Annotated in this window: 19 protein-coding genes and 4 tRNA genes; 9 read left to right on the forward strand and 14 right to left on the reverse strand. The window is 74.9% G+C overall.

Going from position 1 to position 20718, the window contains the following annotated elements; genetic code table 11:
- Nucleotides 1-3: 3 nt before the first annotated feature.
- Genes JQN70_RS01735 through JQN70_RS01750 form a run of 4 tightly spaced genes read right to left on the reverse strand, consistent with a single transcriptional unit; the run spans nucleotide 4 to nucleotide 4264 of the window.
- The gene (locus JQN70_RS01735) at nucleotides 4-963 is read right to left on the reverse strand and encodes an NAD-dependent epimerase/dehydratase family protein (RefSeq protein WP_204129583.1); all 960 of its coding nucleotides are present in this window, start codon (nucleotides 961-963) and stop codon (nucleotides 4-6) included.
- Nucleotides 960-1961: a glycosyltransferase gene (locus tag JQN70_RS20760; protein ID WP_307835760.1), complete on the reverse strand. Its 1002-nt coding sequence runs from the start codon at nucleotides 1959-1961 to the stop codon at nucleotides 960-962. Before JQN70_RS20760 ends, JQN70_RS01735 begins: the two co-directional genes overlap by 4 nt.
- Before the next feature lie 30 nt (nucleotides 1962-1991).
- Complete coding sequence (ettA, locus tag JQN70_RS01745; RefSeq protein ID WP_204129585.1) at nucleotides 1992-3674, reverse strand: energy-dependent translational throttle protein EttA; 1683 nt, start codon at nucleotides 3672-3674, stop codon at nucleotides 1992-1994.
- Between the two features lie 44 nt (nucleotides 3675-3718).
- A complete protein-coding gene (locus tag JQN70_RS01750; RefSeq protein WP_204129586.1) occupies nucleotides 3719-4264 on the reverse strand; it encodes a single-stranded DNA-binding protein in 546 nt (181 codons plus the stop codon).
- Between the two features lie 262 nt (nucleotides 4265-4526).
- On the opposite strand from JQN70_RS01750, the gene JQN70_RS01755 reads away from it, so the two are divergent.
- Nucleotides 4527-6287 carry an alkaline phosphatase family protein gene (locus JQN70_RS01755; protein ID WP_204129587.1) on the forward strand — a complete coding sequence of 587 codons (1761 nt, stop codon included), beginning with the start codon at nucleotides 4527-4529 and terminating at the stop codon, nucleotides 6285-6287.
- A gap of 18 nt (nucleotides 6288-6305) precedes the next feature.
- Here the strand turns inward: JQN70_RS01755 and JQN70_RS01760 are convergent, their stop codons facing one another.
- Entirely contained in the window at nucleotides 6306-7970 is a 1665-nt protein-coding gene (locus JQN70_RS01760) for a YfjP family GTPase (RefSeq protein WP_307835761.1), read from the reverse strand.
- Entirely contained in the window at nucleotides 7967-9670 is a 1704-nt protein-coding gene (locus JQN70_RS01765) for a GTPase domain-containing protein (protein WP_204129588.1), read from the reverse strand. Before JQN70_RS01765 ends, JQN70_RS01760 begins: the two co-directional genes overlap by 4 nt.
- A 70-nt stretch (nucleotides 9671-9740) precedes the next feature.
- Here JQN70_RS01765 and thpR point away from each other — a divergent pair, with 70 nt between their 5' ends.
- On the forward strand, nucleotides 9741-10295 hold the full coding sequence (gene thpR, locus JQN70_RS01770; protein WP_204129589.1) for an RNA 2',3'-cyclic phosphodiesterase: 555 nt from the start codon (nucleotides 9741-9743) through the stop codon (nucleotides 10293-10295).
- A gap of 47 nt (nucleotides 10296-10342) precedes the next feature.
- Nucleotides 10343-10416 (forward strand) — tRNA-Arg (locus tag JQN70_RS01775).
- A 329-nt stretch (nucleotides 10417-10745) separates the two neighbouring features.
- Here JQN70_RS01775 and JQN70_RS01780 read toward each other — a convergent pair.
- Both JQN70_RS01780 and JQN70_RS01785 read right to left on the reverse strand, forming a co-directional pair.
- Complete coding sequence (locus tag JQN70_RS01780) at nucleotides 10746-11960, reverse strand: M20 metallopeptidase family protein (RefSeq protein WP_204129590.1); 1215 nt, start codon at nucleotides 11958-11960, stop codon at nucleotides 10746-10748.
- Nucleotides 11961-12006: 46 nt separating this feature from the next.
- A complete protein-coding gene (locus tag JQN70_RS01785) occupies nucleotides 12007-13167 on the reverse strand; it encodes a PrsW family intramembrane metalloprotease (protein ID WP_204129591.1) in 1161 nt (386 codons plus the stop codon).
- A gap of 61 nt (nucleotides 13168-13228) precedes the next feature.
- On the opposite strand from JQN70_RS01785, the gene orn reads away from it, so the two are divergent.
- The 5 genes from orn to JQN70_RS01810 all read left to right on the forward strand — a co-directional run bounded on the left by orn (nucleotide 13229) and on the right by JQN70_RS01810 (nucleotide 15993).
- A complete protein-coding gene (gene orn, locus JQN70_RS01790) occupies nucleotides 13229-13876 on the forward strand; it encodes an oligoribonuclease (RefSeq protein WP_204129592.1) in 648 nt (215 codons plus the stop codon).
- A gap of 97 nt (nucleotides 13877-13973) precedes the next feature.
- Nucleotides 13974-14049 (forward strand) — tRNA-His (locus JQN70_RS01795).
- A gap of 60 nt (nucleotides 14050-14109) precedes the next feature.
- Nucleotides 14110-14763 (forward strand): copper resistance CopC family protein, encoded by a 654-nt coding sequence (locus JQN70_RS01800; protein ID WP_204129593.1) that lies wholly within the window; start codon nucleotides 14110-14112, stop codon nucleotides 14761-14763.
- A 47-nt stretch (nucleotides 14764-14810) separates the two neighbouring features.
- A tRNA-Lys gene (locus JQN70_RS01805) sits at nucleotides 14811-14886 on the forward strand.
- Between the two features lie 69 nt (nucleotides 14887-14955).
- Nucleotides 14956-15993 (forward strand): glycosyltransferase family 2 protein, encoded by a 1038-nt coding sequence (locus tag JQN70_RS01810; protein ID WP_204129594.1) that lies wholly within the window; start codon nucleotides 14956-14958, stop codon nucleotides 15991-15993.
- Here JQN70_RS01810 and JQN70_RS01815 read toward each other — a convergent pair.
- The 6 genes from JQN70_RS01815 to JQN70_RS01840 form a co-directional block, all read right to left on the reverse strand.
- Nucleotides 15984-16280, reverse strand: a complete 297-nt coding sequence (locus JQN70_RS01815) for a GroES family chaperonin (protein ID WP_204129790.1) — start codon at nucleotides 16278-16280, stop codon at nucleotides 15984-15986. The genes JQN70_RS01810 and JQN70_RS01815 overlap by 10 nt on opposite strands.
- A gap of 40 nt (nucleotides 16281-16320) precedes the next feature.
- Entirely contained in the window at nucleotides 16321-16584 is a 264-nt protein-coding gene (locus JQN70_RS01820) for a DUF3618 domain-containing protein (RefSeq protein WP_204129595.1), read from the reverse strand.
- Nucleotides 16585-16586: 2 nt separating this feature from the next.
- On the reverse strand, nucleotides 16587-17066 hold the full coding sequence (gene bcp / locus JQN70_RS01825; protein ID WP_204129596.1) for a thioredoxin-dependent thiol peroxidase: 480 nt from the start codon (nucleotides 17064-17066) through the stop codon (nucleotides 16587-16589).
- A 141-nt stretch (nucleotides 17067-17207) separates the two neighbouring features.
- The gene (locus JQN70_RS01830) at nucleotides 17208-17888 is read right to left on the reverse strand and encodes a snapalysin family zinc-dependent metalloprotease (protein WP_204129597.1); all 681 of its coding nucleotides are present in this window, start codon (nucleotides 17886-17888) and stop codon (nucleotides 17208-17210) included.
- A gap of 204 nt (nucleotides 17889-18092) precedes the next feature.
- Nucleotides 18093-18177, reverse strand: a tRNA-Leu gene (locus JQN70_RS01835).
- A 7-nt stretch (nucleotides 18178-18184) separates the two neighbouring features.
- Complete coding sequence (locus JQN70_RS01840; RefSeq protein WP_204129598.1) at nucleotides 18185-19420, reverse strand: glycosyltransferase; 1236 nt, start codon at nucleotides 19418-19420, stop codon at nucleotides 18185-18187.
- A gap of 44 nt (nucleotides 19421-19464) precedes the next feature.
- On the opposite strand from JQN70_RS01840, the gene JQN70_RS20765 reads away from it, so the two are divergent.
- On the forward strand, nucleotides 19465-20544 hold the full coding sequence (locus JQN70_RS20765) for a glycosyltransferase (RefSeq protein WP_204129599.1): 1080 nt from the start codon (nucleotides 19465-19467) through the stop codon (nucleotides 20542-20544).
- Nucleotides 20545-20718 lie beyond the last annotated feature (174 nt).

Consider the following 20718-nt stretch of genomic DNA (forward strand, 5'->3'; position numbering starts at 1 on the left):
GGATCAGGCGTCGAGTGGGCCGCCGGCGACCACCCGGGCGCGCACGTCGGCCGCCGTCGCGGCGAGGCCGGCCGCCAGCGGGGTCGCGGCGAGGGCGTCGACCTCCGGCCAGCGCACCGAGGCGAGGCGCAGGTCGAGCACCTGCCCGTCGCCGCCCGGGGCGATGGCTGTGCGCAGCGGGCGGTGGAAGACGCGCCGGGCCTCCGACACGAGGTGCCCGACGGTGACCGGCCGCCCGGACGCGACGACCTTGACGACGCTCGTGCCGCGGGGCTCCTCGCGGGCCAGCTCGGCGCAGCGCACGAGCATCCGGGCGAGGTCGACGACGTAGACGTAGTCACGGATGGTGTCGAGCGAGACGAAGAGCGGCAGGGGGCTCAGGGTGGCGTCCGACAGGCACAGCCGGGACAGCAACCCCTGCGGCTTGCCGAGCGTCTGGCCCGGCCCGTAGACGTTCGCCGCCCGGGCGAGGACCGCGCGCAGGCCGGTGCGGGCGACGACCCCGGTGAGCGCCTCCTCCATCGCGAGCTTGGTCCGCCCGTAGGCGACGAGCGGGACCGGCGGGGTGTCCTCGGTGAAGGGAGGGTCGGCCGAGCCGGCGTACAGCCCGCCCGCCGAGGAGGCGAGGAGCACGACGCCGTCCTCGTCCTCGCCCGTGCTGTCGCCGAGCAGCGCGGTGAACCGCTCGAAGACCCGGCGCTCGGCCGCGAGCGCCTCCTCCCCCGTGGCGACGACCCCGGCTCCGGCGCACCAGGCGAGCAGCCAGGTCCGCCCGGTCCGGCGCCCGGCGAAGCGCGCGAGGTCGGCGGCGAGCACCTCGACGGTGGCCTGCTCGTCGGACCAGGGGACGCGCGAGGTGAGCACCTCCCACCCGGCCTCGCGCAGGGTCGCGACGAGGTGGCGCCCGACGAGCCCACCGGCACCGACGACCCACGCGACGGGAGCGTCGGTGGCGGTGCTCACGCGTCGTCCCGCCCGAGCGGTCCGTCGCGCCGGTCTCGGACCGGGAGGTAGAGCGGCTTGCCCATCGCCATGTTGACCGCCATGCCGACGTACTCGGCGATGACGCCGAGGGCGAAGAGGATGGCGCCGGTGGCCGCCATGAGCAGGACCATCGTCGAGGTCCAGCCCGGCGCCTCCCACCAGCGGGCCGCCTTGCCGAGGACGAGCACCACGCCGATGAGGGGCGCGAGGACGATCGAGGCCGCACCGGTGAAGCTCACCCAGCGCAGCGGGGTCGTGCCGCTCGAGAGGACGAGGCGCCAGAAGTGCGAGACGAGGCGGTGCACGTCGTAGCCGGACGGGCGGTCGCCCTCGGCCCGCATCGGCAGCGGCACCGTGGCGACGCGACGGGCGACCCACGAGATGGCGACGTCGAGGTAGATGCCCGGGCCGGCGTAGGCCGCCACCGAGCGGGCGACCTCGCCGAGGACGAGGCGGTAGCTGTTGAAGTCGGAGGCGCGGGCGCCGCGGGCCAGCCGGGCCACGAGCCACTTCGCCGAGCGGCTCGCGAGGTTGCGGGCGGCCCCGTGCGGCGGCTCGTTGGACGGTCGGGCGTAGACGACGTCGGCCTGCTCGTCCATCGCGGTGTCGACGAGCACGCCGATGTGCGCGGGGTCGTGCTGGCCGTCCTCGTCCATCGTGACGACCCACTCGCCGCCCGACGCCGAGATGCCGGCCAGGGTCGCCGCGTGCTGGCCGAAGTTGCGGCTCAACCAGACCGGACGCACCCAGTCGTGCGCGGCGGCCAGCTCGCGGACGACGACGTCGGACCCGTCCGGGCCGCAGTCGTCGACGAGCACGACCTCCTCGACGACGAACCGTCGCCCGCCCGGGGTCGTGCCGACCCGGGTGAGGGGCGCGATCTCGGCGACGAGCGCGGGCAGCGTGCTGCGGCCCTGGTACACCGGGACGACGACCGACACCCGGTGGGGTGGGGGGCCGGCGCTCTCGGGATCCACGCCGGTCACCCTAGTGGCGGACACCGCCGCTCAGTCGCGGGTCAGCTTGCGGTAGGTGACGCGGTGCGGACGGGCCGCCTCCTCGCCGAGGCGCTCGACCTTGTTCTTCTCGTAGGACTCGAAGTTGCCCTCGAACCAGTACCAGCGCGACGGGTCCTCGTCGGTGCCCTCGTAGGCGAGGATGTGCGTCGCGACGCGGTCGAGGAACCACCGGTCGTGGCTGATGACGACGGCGCAGCCCGGGAAGTCGAGGAGCGCGTTCTCGAGGGAGCCGAGGGTCTCGACGTCGAGGTCGTTGGTCGGCTCGTCGAGGAGGAGCAGGTTGCCCCCCTCCTTGAGGGTGAGCGCGAGGTTGAGGCGGTTGCGCTCGCCACCGGAGAGGACGCCGGCCTTCTTCTGCTGGTCCGGGCCCTTGAAGCCGAACTGGCTGACGTAGGCCCGGCTCGGGATCTCGACCTGGCCGACGTTGATGTAGTCGTGCCCGCCGGAGACGGTCTCCCAGAGGTTCTTGCTCGGGTCGAGGCCGCCGCGGCTCTGGTCGACGTAGGAGACCTTGACGGTCTCGCCGACGTCGACGGTGCCGGCGTCGGCGTCCTCGAGCCCGACGATCGTCTTGAAGAGGGTCGTCTTGCCGACACCGTTCGGGCCGATGACGCCGACGATCCCGTTGCGCGGCAACGTGAACGACAGGTCGTCGATGAGGACGCGGTCGCCGAAGCCCTTGCGCAGGCCGGTGACCTCGATGACCTTGCTGCCGAGGCGCGGGCCCGGCGGGATCTGGATCTCCTCGAAGTCGAGCTTGCGCGTGCGCTCGGCCTCGGCGGCCATCTCCTCGTAGCGCTGGAGGCGCGCCTTGGACTTGGTCTGCTTGGCCTTGGCGTTCGAGCGGACCCACTCGAGCTCGTCGGCGAGGCGCTTGGCGAGCTTGGCGTCCTTCTTGCCCTGGATCGCGAGACGGGCCTGCTTCTTCTCGAGGTAGGTCGAGTAGTTGCCCTCGTAGGGGTAGGCGCGGCCGCGGTCGAGCTCGAGGATCCACTGGGCCACGTTGTCCATGAAGTACCGGTCGTGGGTGACCGCGACGACGGCGCCGTGGTAGGCCGCGAGGTGCTGCTCGAGCCAGAGGACCGACTCGGCGTCGAGGTGGTTGGTCGGCTCGTCGAGGAGCAGCAGGTCCGGCTTCTGGAGCAGCAGCTTGCAGAGCGCGACGCGGCGGCGCTCACCACCGGAGAGGACCGTGACGTCGGCGTCCGGCGGCGGGCAGCGCAGCGCGTCCATCGCCTGCTCGAGCTGGGAGTCGAGGTCCCAGGCGTCGGCGGCGTCGATGGCCTCCTGGAGCTGGCCCATCTCGGCCATCAGCGCGTCGAAGTCGGCGTCCGGCTCGGCCATGAGGGCCGAGATCTCGTTGTACCGGTCGAGCTTGGCCTTGATCTCGCCGGCGCCCTCCTCGACGTTGCCGAGGACGGTCTTCTCCTCGTTGAGCTCGGGCTCCTGCATGAGGATCCCCACCGAGTAGCCCGGCGACAGGCGCGCCTCGCCGTTCGACGGCTGGTCGAGACCGGCCATGATCTTGAGGACGGACGACTTGCCGGCCCCGTTCGGGCCGACGACGCCGATCTTGGCGCCGGGCAGGAACGAGAGCGTGACGTCGTCGAGGATGACCTTGTCGCCGTGCGCCTTGCGGGCGCGCGACATCACGTAGATGAACTCGGGCATGGGCTCAGGGTATCGAGCCCCCGGCCCCGGCCCGAATCGCCGCCTCAGGCCGCCCGCTCGTCGTCGGGGCGCACGAGGGGTCCGCTGTCGAGCGCGGGCTGTTCGGCGACCGCGGCCGCCGCGGCCCCCGGCACCCCGACACCCGGCTCGTCGCGGACGACGTAGGCGTCGTGCTCGGGGTCGCCGAACCCGTCCGGTCCCGGCCCGCCCGGCAGCGCCGGCGCGAGGTCGCCGTTGCGGGTGTAGTGCGTGACGCCCCAGCGCAGGTCGTGACCGAGGGAGTCGGCGAACAGCTCGACGGTGGCCCCCATCGACCCGTCGTCGCGCCGGAACTGCCGGATCCGCTGCTTCCCCGTGACGACGACCGGGTGGCCCTTGCGCAGCGAGCGCGCCGCGTTCTCGCCCATCCCCCGGAAGACCGACACGTCGTAGAAGCTCGGCTCGGAGTCGGTCCAGCGACCGGGCTCGCTGCGGTCGGGGTGCCGCTCGGACTGGGCGACCCGGAAGACGGTGAACGCCCCGGACCGCCCCTGCTTGACCACGGGGTCGGCGACGAGCCGGCCCTGGACGGTCACGTACGTCTCGTACATCGTGTGCTCCCTCCGGCGGCACCGCCCGTCGGTGCGCCGTGACCACCATCACGGGCGACGCCGCTGTGGGACAACGGGTCCCGAGGGGCCTGTGGACAACGGGCCGACGCGGGCTCCCTGTGGACGACGCGACCGCCCGGCCTCGTCGGGACCGACCCGAGCACCGGCCGTCGCACGCACCGTTGACAGCGCACCTCACGAGGGTGCAGATTCCCGACGCATCGAGGGCCTCGTGGCCGTCGTGGAGTCCTGAGGAGAGCCCATGGACCGTCGTGGCACCGTCGCCGCCGTCGCCGCCGCACTCACCGCCGGCACCCTCGCCCTCACCCCCACCGCCTCGCAGGCCGCGGGCCACCCGAGACCACATCCGCCGTCAGCGCCGAACCGCGTCCTCATCGTCCTGTTCGACCAGATGGTCCCGCAGTACGCGGACCAGTTCGCGATGCCCAACTTCCGCGCGCTGCGCGACAGCGGCACGACCTTCGACAAGGCCCACCTCGGGTACATGGCCTCCGAGACGGTGATGGCCCACAACGTCATCACCTCCGGGCTCGAGCCCCGGCACATGGGCTGGACCGACGAGGCCTACCGCGACCACGCGAACGTCTTCGGCAAGGGCGCCGACCAGATGCACATCACCGGCGACCTCAGCCTCGCCGACTTCGCCCTCATCGAGAAGAACGACGGGGTGGCCTACCCGAAGCTCGCCGACTACCTCCACGCGCGCTACCCCGGCACGAGCTTCATCACCGTCGGCGAGAAGTCCTACGCGGTCGAGTCCGCGACCGGAGCGAGCGGGGACATCGCGGTCCGGATGTCGAGCCGGCGCAGCAACGTCACCGACAACGCCCCGACCGGGTGCCGCAACCTCTCGATCCCCGGCGTCCCCGGCAACGGGCAGTGGCGCTCCCCCGCCGGCAAGAACGTCCCGGCGTACCTCAACCGCCCCGACCCGACCGACCCCACCCTCTGCGGCCGGTACTTCGTCAACGCCGACAAGGCCAACGACTACGGCACCAGGGCCGCCTTCCCGTCCTGGCTCTACCCGGGCGAGGGCAACCGGTTCGTCCCGGGCAACGACCCGGCCCACCTCGGTGGCGACACCTGGGTCGCCGACGCGGCGATCGAGATGATGCAGCGCGAGACCTGGTCGGGCATGTTCGTCACGCTCGGCGGCATCGACAAGGCCGCGCACATGTGGGGCGCCCAGGCCGACACCGCCCCCCAGGACTGCACCACCCTCGCCGGGATGACGCACACGCGCTGCGCGGCCGAGAACGCCGACGTCCAGCTCGGCAAGCTCCGGGCGGCCGTCGAGGCGGTGGACCGCGAGAAGGGCGGGCGCACCCTCGTCGTCCTCACCGCCGACCACGGCGCCACGTACGGCGAGACCTTCCTCGGCTCGCGGGCGGCCGACGCGGGCAACAGCAACTGGTACTACGCCCCGCCGGAGCTCGGCGTGTGGGACGCCGGCACCACCGGCGTGCTCGACACGACCACCTACTCCAACCCCTCACCGGCGATCGCGGCGCTGAACTCCGACGGCAACGTGCAGTTCTCCTACCAGTCGACGGCGATCGAGACCTGGCTCCTCGACCGGTCGACGCGCGCCAAGAAGGCGACGGCCACCCGGATGCTCGGCCTTCCGGGGGTCATCGCCACGTACCGCAAGAACGCCGCCGGCAACCACTTCGTCCTCCAGGGCACCAACCGGATGACCCGCTCGGAGCGGTCGTGGTGGGCGGCCCACGCGCAGTCCATCGTCGACACCATGGCGGCCCCCGACGGGCCCGACGTGGTCGGCCTGCTCCACGACCGCACGAGCTACGGCGTGTACGGCGACCACGGCGGGGCGCAGGAGTCGGTGCAGCGCGTCCCGATGGTGTTCTGGACGCCCGGCGCCCGCGGGCACTCGACCGGCGAGTCCTTCCGCACCCCCGACCTGCTGCCCACGGTCCTCGCCGCGATGGGCATCCGGCCGACGGCGCCGATGGACGGGCGGGCGCACTCGCTGCGGCACTGAGCGCCGCGGCGGGAGGCCTCAGACGTCGGCGGCGTGGCGCAGCGCCTCGCGGGTCGCCGCGTGCCGCTCGAGCACGCGGCGCACCGGGCCGAGCACCTGCCCGTCGGCGACGCCGGCGATCGAGGCGCGCAGCCGCTCGTCCATCACCGCGCCGCGGCGCCGGGCCCCGATGCGGGCCAGCCACGCCGCGAGGGCCGCGAGGACGAACCCGAGCAGCAGCCCGCCGACGAGCAGCACGAAGGGCACGGGGAGCACGCCGAGGGTCGGCACGTCGGGGACGAGCGAGTCGAGCTGCAGCCATCCCGCGACGACGTAGGCCGCCAGCCAGAGCAGGCCCACGACCGCGGCCGCGGTGAGCGCGAGCTGGACGCCACCGACGACCCGCCACCAGACCGGTGCCCGCGCGAGGAGCGAGGTGCCGACGACGGCCTGGTCGAGGGCGTCGCCGAGCTCCGGGCCGGGCGGGGTCGCGGCCCGCTCGACGGCCTCGCCCCACGGGGTCGGCAGCTCGGCCCCCGCCCGGTCGGCGACCCGCCGCGTGGCCAGCGCGACCGCGGCCCGGGCGGCGGGCGAGGGCGGCGGGAGCGAGGAGCGCCCGAGCACCGACCGGACGTCGGACTCGGTGACCCGCACGTCGCGCCCGTCGAGGCGCAGGCGGCGCAGCGGCCGGGCCCGCAGCCGGTGCACCCAGCGGGTCAGCGGCCAGCCGGTGTGGGTCGCGGCCTCCATCCGGTAGTCGCGGGCGACGGCGTCGACGACGGTCGGCACGCCGGCGGCCCGGGCCAGGGCGTCGAGGAGCTCGGCGCGGGTCGCGGCGTCGACCTGCGGCTCGGCGGCGGCGACGTGGGCGGAGAGCTCGCCGGCCGCGGTGCGGACGTCGGCGGCGAGGCGGGCCCGCGCCGCCGCCCGGCTCGCGACGGCGTTCGCGAGGCGCTGGCGCAGCTCGTCGACCCCGGCCCCGGTGCGCGCGGAGGTCGCGAGGACGGTGGCGCCGGGCAGCCCGTCGCGCTCCATGAGCCGGCCGAGGTCGGTGCGGCACCGGGCGAGGTCGTCGGCGGTGAGCCGGTCGGCCTGGTTGAGGACGACGATGGTCACCGCCTCGTGCGCGGACAGGGCGGCGACGTGGTCGTCGTGGAGGCGGGCGTCGGCGTACTTCTGCGGGTCGGTGACCCAGACGAAGAGGTCGACGAGCTCGAGGACGCGCTCGGCCTCGGCGCGGTTGCCGGTCTCGCGGGAGTCGACGTCGGGCAGGTCGAGGAGGACGAGGCCGTCGAGCGTGCCGAGCTGGCCGCCGGGCCCCTCGCCCTCGACGAGGTGCCGCGACCCGACCCCTAGCCAGTCGAGGAGCTCCCCCGACGGCTCCGCGCCCCAGACCGCCGCCGTGGGGGTCGAGGTCGTGGGCCGGCGGACCCCGACCGTCGCGACGTCCGTGCCGACGAGCGCGTTGAAGAGCGAGGACTTGCCGCTGCCGGTGGCCCCGGCGAGCGCGACGACCGTGTGGCCGCCGACGAGGGCCGTGCGCTTCCCCACCTTCGTGACGACCTGCGTGGCCCGGGCCGACCCACCCCGCGGCAGCTCGGCGCCGCCCGCCTCGACGGCGGCCGAGAGCGCACCGGAGGCCGCCGCCAGGCGCTCGGGCGACACGACGGCACCGCGGGCACCGCCCATGACGAGGGGGCTCACACCGACACCGTCCTCAGGCCGGCCGCGGCGGCCCCGAGCCGCTGGGCCTGGTCCTCGGGGGCCGTGTGCTCCGCGAGGGCCTCGAGGAAGCGGGCGCGCTCGGCCGCGTAGAGGTCGTCGGCGAGCTCGAGGAGACGGGCCCGGGCCTTGGCGGCCATGTCGCGGACCGCCTGGTCGCCGAAGATCGCCTCGAGGACCCGCTGCGCGAGCACGGAGGTGCCGCCGGCGATGCCGATCTCGGCGCCGACCAGCCCCCCGGTCTGGGCGAAGGCCACGAGCATGAGGAGCAGCCCGATGGCGTTGACGCCGTAGGCCGCGATGCGCGCGTTCGTGCGCCGGCCCTGGCCCTCGGTGCGGACGAGCTCGAGGACATCGCCCTGCCAGTCGCGCACGAGGCGCTCGACGTCGGTCCCGGGGTGGGACCCCTCCCGCGCCGGCACACCGGCGAGGACGGCCGGCCCGCCGGGCAACCGGCGCCACGAGCGCGCGGTGTCGGAACCGGCCGACTCGAGGTTGGCGAGCAGGAGCGCGGCCACCCCGGTGTGCAGCGCCTCGCCGAGCCCCTCGGCGGGCGGTGGCGTGCCCTTGACGGCGGCGGCGATGCGGTCGCGCCAGCGCCCGATCGTCGACTCGACCTGCCGGAAGAACTCGCCCGTGCCGACGAACTCCTGCCAGCGCGCGAGGACCTCCCCGCGCAGCAGCGTGCCGTTGGTCATCCCGTCGGCGACCCGGCGGTGGGCGTCCTCGAAGGCGGCGGTGGCCGCGCCGGCCAGCTCGTCGCGGGCGTCCTGCTGCTCGTGGCTCGCGGCGACGAGCTCGGCCGCGCGTCCGGTGAGCGAGGCGACGGCCCCGCGCAGCGTCTGCGAGACGACGATGTCGCGGGCGCGGGCGTCGCCGGCGAGCGCCTCGAGCCAGGACCGCAGCCGCGCGAAGGACTCGGCCGGCAGCCGGCCGTCGCCGTCGAGGGCGGTCTCGGGCACGGTGAAGATGGGCGCCGTCGGCAGCCCCTGCTCGCGGAGCATCGAGGCGAGGTGCGGGCGGATCTCGTCGACGGCCTCGGGCGGGACGCGGTCGAGGACGATGGCGACGGCGGTGCCCCGGTCGGCGGCGGTGCGCAGCAGGTCCCACGGCACGGCGTCGGCGTACCGGGCGGCGGTCGTCACGAAGAGCCAGAGGTCGGCGGCCGACAGGAGCTGGGTCGCGAGCTCGCGGTTGGCCGAGACGACCGAGTCGATGTCCGGGGCGTCGAGCAGCGCCATCCCCGCCGGGAGGGTGTCGGAGGGGGCGAGGCGCACGGTGCCGGGCTGGTCCTCGCCGGTGTCGGCGCCGGTGACCCGGGCCAGACCGGGGAGGATGCGCTCGCCCTCGAACCAGTGCCGGTCCTCGGGGTGGTGCACGAGGACGGGCGAGGTCGTCGTGGGGCGCAGGACCCCCGCGCGGCTCACGCTGCCGCCGACGACCGAGTTGACGAGGGTCGACTTCCCGGCGCCCGTGGACCCGCCGACGACGGCGAGCAGCGGGGCGTCGAGGGAGCGCAGACGGGGCAGGACGTAGTCGTCGAGCTGGTCGAGGAGGCGTCGCCGCGCGGTCTCGGCGGCCGGGCGTCCGGGGACGTCGAGGGGCAGCCTCGCCCGCTCGACCTCCTCCCGCAGCACCTCGACGGCGGAGACCACGGCCTCCACGTCACGGTCCGCACCCACGGGGGAAAGCCTAACGACCGCACCGTGTCCCGCCGGACATTCCGCGGGCGCCGGGCCGATGATGTCGTCCGTGAGGCTCTTCGTCGCGCTCCAGCCGCCGGTCGACGTGGTCGAGGACCTCGGGGAGTTCCTCGAGCCGCGGCGCGACGTCGAGGGGCCGCGGTGGTCCTCGCCGGACGGGTGGCACGTGACGCTCGCCTTCGCCGGCGCGGTGCCCGAGCGGGTCGTCGAGCCGTTGCTCGACGGGGTCGCGGCCGTCGCGGCGGGTCGGGCTCCGGTGGGGCTCACCGTGACCGGCGGCGGCTGCTTCCCGGACGTCGCGCGGGCCAAGGTGCTCTGGGCCGGGGTGTCGGACGGTGGGGCGCTGGCGCCGCTGGCCGCTGCGGTGCGCTCGGCCGTGGCGGTGGTCGGCGGGGCTCCGGACGGCGGGCCCTTCGTGCCGCACGTGACGCTGGGCCGCTTCGGGCGGGCCGTCGACGCGACGCGCTGGGTGCGGGTCCTCGACACCTATCGCGGTCCGTCGTGGGTGGCCGACGAGGTCGTCGTCGTCCAGTCGCACCTGCCGCGCGAGCGGGGGCACCGGCCGCGGCACGAGGTCCTGGCCCGCTGCCCGCTCGGCGGATGACGCGGGTGGTGCTCCCTAGACTGTGCGGCGGCGCCCCCGGGCGCCGGGCCCCCGTAGCTCAGCCGGATAGAGCAAGAGCCTTCTAATCTCGAGGTCGCAGGTTCGAGTCCTGCCGGGGGCGCGCGACGGAATGCGCGGAGCGCATTGCGTGCGCGCCCCGGCAGGACGACGGGAGCGGACGCGGGTCCCGCGAGGAACGAGCGGGTGCCGCGACCGCGGATCCTGCCGGGGGCGCGCAGAGCCAGGTCGTTCGAGGTGTCCGGCCACCGAATCCGCGCGCCCGGATACCTCGAACCAGCCGACCACGCCGCGAGTCGAGGTGAAACCCGACCACGAGCAGGTCTTCTTACACCTCGACCCACCAGCCGACCACGCCGCGAGTCGAGGTGAACCCGACCGGATCCAGGTCCTCTTTCACCTCGACCCAGCAGGGTGCAGCAGACGGCGGCCTCAGCCGCCGGCGAGCATCCGCGTCCGCCGCAGCGCCAGCTCCGCCAGCGCCCCCGCGACGTCGGGCACGACCGAGTCGTCGAAGGCCGCCCGCGGCGAGTGGTTGTCCTCGGCGAGCGTGTGGTCCTCGAGCGCGCAGGCCGAGACGTTGAGGTACGCGCCCGGCACCTCCTCGAGGACGAAGGCCATGTCCTCCGACCCGGCCTCGGGGTTGACCATGTCGGCCCAGCGGTCGGCCCCGAACAGGTCGACGACGACGCCCCGCGCGAAGGCGAACTCGTCGGCGTCGTTGACGGTCACCGGGTACCCGTTGCCGATCGTCACCTCGGCCGTCAGCCCGTGGGCCGACGCGATGCCCTGCGCCACCTCCGTGACGACCCGGTGCGCCAGCTCGCGGTGCTCGCGCGAGAACGTCCGCAGCGTCGCCTCGATGACCGCGTCGTCCGGGATGATGTTGTCCTTCGTGCCCGCCGCGACCTTGCCGACGGTGAGCACCACGGGGTCCCACACCGAGAAGCGGCGCGTCACCGCCGTGTGGAACGCGAGCACCACCTCGCAGGCCACCGGCACCGGGTCCTTGGCCCGCTCTGGCGCCGATCCGTGCCCGCCGACCCCGCGCACGGTCACGTGCACCTCGTCGGCGGCGGCCATCAGCGGACCCGGCCGGCCGAACCACACCCCCCGCGGGTGGTCGGCCGAGTAGACGTGCACCGCGTAGGCGGCGTCGACCCGCCGCCCGGCCGCCTCGAGCAGCCCCTCGCGGATCATCGGCTCGGCGCCACCGGGGCCCTCCTCGGCGGGCTGGAACATGAGGACGACGTCGCCGACGAGCTCGTCGCGGAGCTCGGAGAGCACCCGCGCCGCCCCGACGAGCCCCGCGACGTGCAGGTCGTGCCCGCACGCGTGCATGAGCCCCGGCCGCTCCGACCGGTAGTCGACGTCGACCTCCTCGGCGACGGGTAGCCCGTCCATGTCGCCCCGGAGCAGCACGACCGGCCGCTCCCCCGCGTGGGGCGCCCGCCCGCGCAGCACCGCCACGACCGACGACAGCCCCTCGCCGGTCGACACCTCGAGGTCGAGGCCCTCGAGCGCGGCGAGCACCGTGGCCTGCGTCTCCGGCAGGTGCAGCCCGAGCTCGGGGGCGCGGTGCAGGCGGCGCCGGAGCTCGACGAGCTCCGGGCCGATGCGGCGGGCGGCGACGAGGGCGTCGGACACGGAGGCTCCCGGTGGGGTCGAGGGGTGAGGCGGGACGGGACGACGGTCAGACGACGTGCATCCCGACGAACTCGGTGCGGCGGGCGGCGAGGGTCGCGAGCAGCCGGCGCTCCTCGTCGAGGGCGGCCGCGTCGGCGGCGTCGTGGTGCATGCGCCGGCGGAGCAGGGCGATCTCGCTCGCGGTGTCCTGGAAGGCCCGCATCGCCGCGAGCCCGCGCGGCCCGGAGTTGGCCCGGGCCCAGACGCGGGCCTCGCGCCGGCGGGCCATCGACGAGAGCATCGACACCTCGCCGCGCGAGAGCCATCCGGCGTCGACGTAGGGCCGGAGGAACTGCCCGATGAGCCGCCCCTCCCGACTGCGGGCCCACGCGACGAACCCGAGGAAGGCGAGGAAGACGGGGACCTCGACGAGCAGGTAGACGGTGACCAGCCCGTTGCCGCCGGAGACCGCGGCGAGGTTCCACAGCCCGTGCGCCACGACGGCGAGGAGGTAGCCCGCCACCGGCGCGACGACCCGCGGCAGCCACGTGCGGCTCGTCGCGGCCACCCCGACCCCGACCCCGGTGAGCACGGTGAACATCGGGTGGGCGAAGGGCGAGAGGAGGCAGCGCATGACGAAGGTCGCGGTGAGGGACTCGCGGCCGCCCTCGGTGTAGGCCTGGGCGAGGTACTGGATGTTCTCGGTGAACGCGAACCCCGCGGCGCAGACGCCGGCGTAGACCATCCCGTCGGTGACGCCGTCGAACTCGCGCCGGAGGAACCACCACACGAGGAGCACGAGGACGCCCTTGAGCGCCTCCTCGACGAAGGGCGCGACGAGGACCGCGGTCGTCGACAGGGCGGCGTCGGGGTCGGTGGCGCTCTGGAGGACGAGGATCGCCCCGGTGTTGAAGACGGCCGCGACGAGCGTGGCGACGAGCGCACCCCAGAGGAAGGCGACGACGAGGTAGCGCGTCGGCTCGGACTCGTACCGGTCGAGCCAGAGGAAGGTCGGGATGACGATGCCGAGCGGGACGAGCGCGACGACGAGCGACAGCAGCACGGTCTGCACGCCGAAGGTGGCCCCGAGGTAGGCCGAGACGACGAGCGCCGCGAGGAGGAAACCCACCCCGCCCACACCCACGACGACCCACGAGCGGATGGCCGAGCGGCTCGTGCGGACGACGGGCAGCGTGCCCGGCGTCACCGTGCCCAGGTCCCCGCTCATGGCCCGCACCCTAGCCGGACGGGACCGTTCACCGCCCGGTCCGACGCCGCGGCGGCCTAGCATGGCCCGCATGTCCACGCCCACCGACCGCGCGCACACCGACCGCATCGTCTGGATCGACTGCGAGATGACCGGTCTCTCGCTCGAGGCCGACGCCCTGGTCGAGGTCGCCGCGCTCGTCACCGACTTCGAGCTGACGGTCCTCGGGGACGGGGTCGACGTCGTCATCCGCCCGCCCGACGCGGCCCTCGAGCAGATGAACGACTTCGTCCGCGGGATGCACACCACCTCGGGGCTGCTCGAGGAGCTCGCCGGCGGCACGACCCTCGAGGAGGCCCAGCAGCGCGTCCTCGACTACGTGCGCGAGTGGGTGCCCGAGCCCGGCAAGGCGCCGCTCGGCGGCAACACGGTCGCCACCGACCGCGCCTTCCTCGCGCGCGACATGGCCGACCTCGAGGCCCACCTGCACTACCGCATCATCGACGTCTCCTCGATCAAGGAGCTCTCCCGCCGCTGGTTCCCCCGCGCCTACTTCGCGGCACCGACGAAGACCGGCGGCCACCGGGCGCTGGCCGACATCCGCGAGTCCATCGCCGAGCTCCGCTACTACCGCGGGGCGGTCTTCGTCGACCCGCCCGGTCGCTCGAGCGACGACCTGCGGACCCTCGCGGCGCAGCACGTCGTCGACCACGGCAGCGCCGTCGGCTGAGCACCCGGGGGTGGTCACGGGCACCCCCGCGCACCCGGTACGATGGTCCGCGCTGCGGGCGCACGGCTCCCCCTCCGGGGACCACGGGCCCGCCGTGGTGGGTATAGCTCAGCTGGTAGAGCACCTGGTTGTGGTCCAGGGGGCCGCGGGTTCAAGTCCCGTTACTCACCCCACGCCGATCGGCCCTCGGCCCGCTCCCGCGGGTCCGGGGGCCTTTTGCGACACTGGGGCCCATGTTCTCGCGCAAGGTCACGGCGGCCGTCACCCTCCTCCTCGTCGCGCTGGTGACGATCGGGCTCGTCGCCTCGGCGCTGCCGGTGTTCGCCGGCCAGGCCGCGGCCCTGCCGATGCACGCCCAGCTCGTCTCGACCAGCCCCGAGGACGGCGCGTCCGTCCCCACCGTCGAGCAGGTGACGATGACCTTCAGCGAGGACGTCAACGAGCAGTTCCTCCAGGTCGAGGTCACCGGTCCCGGCGGTGCCGAGGCCGAGGGGAAGCCGACCGTCGACGGTGCCGTCGTCACCCAGCCCCTCGCGGCGGGGCTGCCGGCCGGCGAGCACCGGGTTACCTTCCGGGTCGTGAGCGTCGACGGCCACCCGGTCTCGGGCCAGGTGACGTTCACGACGACGACCGCGGGCGCCACCCCCACGCCGACCCCGTCGCCCACCCCCACCCCCTCCGAGACGCCCACCCCGACGCCGTCGGCGACCCCGACGCCGAGCCCGTCGGCCTCCGACGTGGCCGCCGACCCCACCTCCTCGGGCACCCCCACCGGGCTCCTCGTGGTGCTCGGAGTGGCCCTCCTCGTCCTCCTCGCGGCCGGGGGCGCGCTGCTGGCCCGCTCGCGCCGGGGCGCGGCCGGGGAGCACCCGGACGGAGCCTCCTGACGCCGATTTCGCACCGACCCCGACCGGCTGCTAATGTCTCCGCTCGCGCGCCATTAGCTCAATTGGCAGAGCAGCTGACTCTTAATCAGCGGGTTCGGGGTTCGAGTCCCTGATGGCGCACCACCGCTCACCGAGCACGAGGCTCCCCGCACCGCGGGGAGCCTCACCCGTATCCGGACCCCCGGAGGACGCATGGAGCCGCCCGACGCCGCGCCGGCCGCGTCCGTCGTCGTGCCCACGCACCGGGGCGCGCACCGCCTCCCGCTGCTCCTCGACGCCCTCGCGGCCCAGCGGGTGGAGCAGCCCTGGGAGGTCGTCGTCGTCGTCGACGGCCCGGACGCCGCCACCGACGCCGTCCTCGCCGTCGCGCCCCGCGGGCTGCCGCTCGTCGTCGTGCACCGGCCGGCCTCCACCGGGGTCGCCGCGGCCCTGAACGCCGGCACCGAGGCCGCACGGGGGCGCGTGGTCATCCGGTGCGACGACGACCTCACCCCGGCTCCGGACATGGTGGCCCGCCACCTGGCCCACCACGCCGGCGACGAGCGGGTCGGGATCATCGGGCCGACCCGCGACGTCCTCCCCGACTCGCGGTACGCCCGCGCCTACGGCCGGCGCGCGACCCAGCGCAGCGTCACGGCCGTGCTCGCGGCGCCGGAGGACCGGCGGTGGCGGCACTGGGCGGCCCACACCTCGGTGCGACGCGACGTCCTCGAGGCGGTCGGCGGCTACGACACCGCGTTCTCCTACCGCGAGGACTCCGAGCTCGGGCTGCGGCTGGCCCGCGCGGGCGTCCGGCTGCTCGTCGACCCGGCGCTCGTCCTGCCCCACCGCGGGGCACCGGCCGACGCCCGCACCCGCGTGGCCCGCGCGTGGGTCAGCGGCGCGTCCGAGGTGCTCTTCGCGCAGCGCCACCCCGACGTCGAGCCGCCCGCGGCACCGCCCGTCGTCGGCGCGGCGGCGCGGGCGTGGTCGGGCGCCACGGCCGCGCTCGCCGGGCTCCTCCCGACGCACGGGTCGGCGCGGCGCCTGGGGTCCGTCGTCGACACCCTCCTGCGGGTGCTGCCGGCGGGGGTCGGCGGCCGGGTGGTCGCGCTGGCCGTCGAGGCGGCCGCCCGGGCCGGACGCCGTCACGGGCTGCCCGAGCAGCGCTCGTACCGCAGCCAGAAGGACGCCGAGCTCGAGGGAGAGGCGCGCCGGGCCGCCGCCCGCGACAAGGGGCGTCAGAGGTAGAGGCCGGGGCTGCCTTCGTCGACCCGTTCGGCGGCGACCGCGTGGATGTCCTTCTCGCGCAGCAGGACGTAGTCCTTGGCGCCGATCTCGACCTCGCCGCGGTCCTCGGGGTCGAAGAGCACGCGGTCGCCGGCCTCGACCTGCCGGACGTTCGGTCCGGTGGCGACGACGGCGCCCCACGACAGACGCTTGCCGACGCTGGCCGTCGCCGGGATGACGATGCCCCCGCCCGAGCGACGCTCGCCCGGCTCGCCCTCGAGGCTCACGAGGACGCGGTCGTGGAGCATCCGGATGGGCAGCCGCGACCGGCCGCGCGAGGGAGCCACCTCAGCGACGGCGCAGCGAGCGGTACACGACGATGCCGCCGACGACGGCGACGACCGCGACGACGGCGGCCAGCCGCTCGACCCGCAGCTCGCCCTCGGGCGTCTGGGCGACGTCGGCGAAGCGGGCCCTGGCGGCCTCGGTCTGCCGGCGCAGGATCGCCTTCGGCGTGGCCTTGTCGACGAGCTCGTCGACGGTGCGGGCCAGCCGCTCGCGGCGCGCGACGACCTCGGCCTCGAGCGAGGCGATCGAGGTGTTCTCGGGCATCGTCACTCCCCTCCGTCGAGCCCCAGGTCGCGGCGCAGCTTGGCGACGTGCCCGGTGGCCTTGACGTTGTACCAGGCGTGGGTGACCGTGCCCTCCTCGTCGAGGACGACCGTGCTGCGGATGACGCCCTGGACGGTCTTGCCGTAGAGCTTCTTCTCGCCGAAGGCTCCCCAGGACTCCATGACCGCGCGGTCCGCGTCGGACAGCAGCGCGACGGTGAGGTGCTCCTTGTCGCGGAAACGGGCCAGCTTCTCGGGCTTGTCCGGCGAGATGCCGAGCACGGTGTAGCCCTGGCCGGCGAGGGAGTCGAGGGACTCGCTGAAGTCGCACGCCTGCTTCGTGCAGCCGGGCGTCATCGCCGCCGGGTAGAAGTAGACGATGACCTTGCGGCCGCGCAGGTCGCTGAGGGTGACCTGGCTCCCGGTGTCGTCCGGGAGGGTGAAGTCGGGGGCGGCGTCGCCGGCCTCGAGCCTCGCGCTCATCTGCTGCACTCCTGACGTGGGTCGGACGGGTCCTCGCTCCCGCCAACCTACCGTGCAGGTCCGCCGCCCGGGAGCGCGAGGCGTGCCGGACGCCACGGGGCGCCCGCGGCGACGGCTGTCGCGGCGGGCGCCCCGGCCGGGTCAACGCGCGGAGAACGCGGCGGCGTCGAGCGTCGGGGCCGCGAACCCACCCCCGAAGATCGAGTCCACCGTGGCCGACTCCTGGGCGTTCGGGTAGGGGTTCGTGCACGACGGGCCGGGGCCACCGCCGGACATCAGCTCGCTGCAGGGCCCGGAGTAGTTGTCCGGCAGGCCGAGGATGTGGCCGGTCTCGTGGGCGGTGACCCGGAGGCTGTCGTACTGCTGGTTCTGGGCGTAGTCGAGGAAGACCGAGCCCGAGCCGGGACCGTAGACCTGGGCGTAGGAGCCACGCGGGTCGTTGCCCTCGCCGTACGTGAGGTCGGCGCCACCACCCGTGGTCCGCACGAGGTCGACGTTGGAGACCGAGGAGTTCCAGATCTGCGCCGACTGCGAGATCTCGGTCTGGAAGGACGGGGCGCCGCTCACCGAGTAGTAGACGGTGTAGGCGGCGGCGCGCGAGGTGATGCCCTTGCGCTCGGCGTTCTCGCGCTTCTCGAGCGCCTTGTCGACGATGGCCTGGAGGCGCGCGTTCTGCGCCGCCTCGCCGCTGTTCGGGGTGTAGCCGGACGTCCCGCTGGTCGAGGGCGCCGGGGCGGGCGCGGCGTCGGCGACGGCGAGGGGGCCGACGGCGAGGGCCGCGGTCGCGGCGAGGGCGCCGAGGACGGTGGTGCGGTGCTTCACGGTGTCTCCTAGGAGGGGGTCGACTGCACCGGCGCAGGCCGGTGCCGGACGGGGCCGTGTGAGGCCTTGTTCCACCGTCATCACGGGTTCACGCTGTGCCGCAACGGGTCTTGACCGACTTGACACAGTCTTTGACTGCTCCGTGACTCCCCCGTCGGAACCCTTGACGAACGCCGGGCGTGTCGTTGGGGTCCCCCTGACCCGTGGTGCGCGAGGCGGGACTCGAACCCGCACACCCGAAGGCACCAGAACCTAAATCTGGCGCGTCTACCAGTTCCGCCACTCGCGCGCGGGGCTCACTGTAACGGCGCGGGACCGCCGTCGGCTGCGCCGTAGGCCGCCTCCACGGCCGCGACGAAGGCCTGCGGCGAGTAGGCCGCGACGGCGTCCACCTGCACCTCGGCCGCCCGGGCGAGGGCCTCCTCCGGGGCGGTGATCGCGCCCGCCACGGCGTCCGCGAACGCCCGCGGGTCGGCGGTGAGGCCCGCGAACCACGACCGGTCGCCGATGCCCTCGGCCCCGACCGGCGTCGAGACCACGGGAACGCCGTGCACGAGGGCCTCGACGGTCTTGAACTTCACCCCGGCGCCGGTGTGCACCGGCACGACGCAGCAGGTCGCGGCCGCGTACTCGGCGTCGAGGTCGGGGACGAAGCCGGCCAGCGACACCTCGGGGCTCGCTGCGACCGCCTCGGCCAGGGCCGTGCTCGCGCCGGCGCCGACGAGCCGGAGGGAGGCGGTCGGCACGCGCTCGAGCACGGCGGGCCACACCCGCTCGAGCAGCCAGCGGGCGCCGTCGTCGTTCTCCGGGCGGGCGAGGTGCCCCACGAGGAGCACGACGGGCGCCGCCGACCCGCGTGGGTGCGGCACCGGGGCGTCGGGGGCGAGCGGCGGCGGGACGACGTGCGCGGTGGAGGGCGAGCCGAGCAGCCGGGCGTCCTTGTCGCTGAAGACGACGACGGCGTCGAGGCGGCGGACGGCGCGGCGCTCGTGTCGCCGGGCCCGCGCGGCCACGAGCCGCCAGCGGAGGCGACCGGGCGCGGAGGGGGACGGCTCGCGGGCGAAGAGCTGGGACTGGACGTCGTGGAAGGTGCCGACGACCCGGCCCCGGGGGGCGAGCCGGCGAACGAGGCCCGCCAGGCGCACCTGCTCGGACCACTGGAGGTCGACCACGTCCGCGGCCCGCACCGCCCGGGCGGCGGGGCCCCCGGTCACGAGGTCGGCCACGAGCGCGAGCGGGGGCATCCCCGGGTCGAGGGGGCGCCACCAGCGCTCGCCGAGCGCGACGAGCCGGCCGACGATCCGCTCGCGCGCCGTCCGTCCGGGGGCGCCGCCGACGAGGACGAGGTCGCCGGGGGCGCCGGTCGCTGCGGCCGCCTCCCGGCTCGCCGGCGTCGAGGCGGCGACGACCGTGACGGGGCCGGCGTGGCTGAGGTGGGCCAGCAGCCGGCCGAGGTAGCGACCACCCGCGTGCGGCACGTCGTCGAAGGGCACGGCGCCGGTGAGGACGACGACGCGACGGGACGGGGGCACCCGACATTCATACCGGGCCGCGGCCCGATGGGTACGGTGGACGGGTGATCCGTGTCATGGCGCCGGACCTCCCGACGCCGAGTGGCGGCATCAAGGTCATCTACCGCTACGTCGAGCACCTCGTCGCGCTCGGGTACGACGCGCGGGTCTGGCACGGCATGCCCGGTTTCGCCTACCCCGACTGGGGCAGCACCGCGCCGGTCGACACCGGGGCGCACCTGCCCTTCGAGGCCGGCGACGTGCTCGTCATGCCCGAGACCGGCGGCGGGAAGTGGGCCGGCCTCAACCCCGGCGTCCCGACGGTGATGCTCTGCCAGGGCATGGACTTCGTGTTCATGGACGCCGAGTTCACCCGTGACGTCCCGGGCGACTACCCCGGCTGGCCGCAGGCGACCTGCGCGCTCGGGGTCTCGGACGCCATCGTCACCTTCCTCGAGCACGCCTGCCCGCCGGGCTTCCCCGTGCACGCGGTGCCGGTGGAGATCGAGCCGTGGTTCGTGCCGCTGGCCAAGGAGCGGCGGCTCGCGCTGATGCCGCGGCGGCGGCGCGAGGACCTCATCGGCGCGGTGCAGCTCGTGCGCCGGTCGGGCCGGCTGGACGGCTGGGAGATCGTCCTCGTCGACGGGATGACCCAGGCACAGGTGGCCGAGGAGCTCGGGCGGGCGGCGATCTTCCTCTTCGGTGCCGAGCGCGAGGGGTTCGGGCTGCCGGGCGCCGAGGCGATGGCGGCCGGCTGCTACGTCGTCGGGTTCACGGGCGACGGGGCGAAGGAGTACCTTACGCCCGACGTGGCGTCCGTCGTGCTCGACAGCGACGTCGTCGGGATGGCCGAGGCCACGCTGGCGGCGATGGCGGAGTTCGACGGCGACCGGTCCGGGCTGCAGGCGCGGGTCGACCTCGGGCGCTCGCGGGTGCTCGAGCGGCACTCGGCGGAGGCGGTGCGGGGGGCGTTGGGGACGGCCTTCGCGACGATCACGGCCCCGGGGTCGTCCTCGCTGCTGCCGGCGCCGGCGACGCTGGCGCACTACGCGGCGCGCGGGCCCCGGTACGGGCGGGCGGGCGCGGCCTACGTGGGTGCTCGGCGCCTGGCCGGACGGGTCCGCCGGCGCGTGGGTGGTCGCTGAGGCGCGGTCGGCCGCCCGGCGAGCGGGCGTGACGAGGCGACCCCGATGCCTTGACGCCCACTCATCCGTGCCGGTCGCAAGCGATCCCTTGCCGGGTACAACCGATCCCGTGCCCGGTGCAACCGATCCTTTGCCGGGTGCAAGCGATCCCTTGCCGGGTGCAAGGGATCGCTT

This window comes from Phycicoccus sonneratiae (genome assembly GCF_016887965.1).
In the GTDB taxonomy this organism is placed as follows: Bacteria; Actinomycetota; Actinomycetes; order Actinomycetales; family Dermatophilaceae; genus Phycicoccus; species Phycicoccus sonneratiae.

What these genes read in the sequence shown, in the direction of transcription:
- ettA (WP_204129585.1), bottom strand. Translation starts at nt 3,674, where the DNA reads ATGCCCGAGTTCATCTACGTGATGTCGCGCGCCCGCAAGGCGCACGGC.
- JQN70_RS01750 (WP_204129586.1), bottom strand. Translation starts at nt 4,264, where the DNA reads ATGTACGAGACGTACGTGACCGTCCAGGGCCGGCTCGTCGCCGACCCC.
- JQN70_RS01755 (WP_204129587.1), top strand. Translation starts at nt 4,527, where the DNA reads ATGGACCGTCGTGGCACCGTCGCCGCCGTCGCCGCCGCACTCACCGCC.
- JQN70_RS01785 (WP_204129591.1), bottom strand. Translation starts at nt 13,167, where the DNA reads ATGAGCGGGGACCTGGGCACGGTGACGCCGGGCACGCTGCCCGTCGTC.
- orn (WP_204129592.1), top strand. Translation starts at nt 13,229, where the DNA reads ATGGCCCGCATGTCCACGCCCACCGACCGCGCGCACACCGACCGCATC.
- JQN70_RS01800 (WP_204129593.1), top strand. Translation starts at nt 14,110, where the DNA reads ATGTTCTCGCGCAAGGTCACGGCGGCCGTCACCCTCCTCCTCGTCGCG.
- JQN70_RS01810 (WP_204129594.1), top strand. Translation starts at nt 14,956, where the DNA reads ATGGAGCCGCCCGACGCCGCGCCGGCCGCGTCCGTCGTCGTGCCCACG.
- JQN70_RS01815 (WP_204129790.1), bottom strand. Translation starts at nt 16,280, where the DNA reads ATGCTCCACGACCGCGTCCTCGTGAGCCTCGAGGGCGAGCCGGGCGAG.
- JQN70_RS01820 (WP_204129595.1), bottom strand. Translation starts at nt 16,584, where the DNA reads ATGCCCGAGAACACCTCGATCGCCTCGCTCGAGGCCGAGGTCGTCGCG.
- bcp (WP_204129596.1), bottom strand. Translation starts at nt 17,066, where the DNA reads ATGAGCGCGAGGCTCGAGGCCGGCGACGCCGCCCCCGACTTCACCCTC.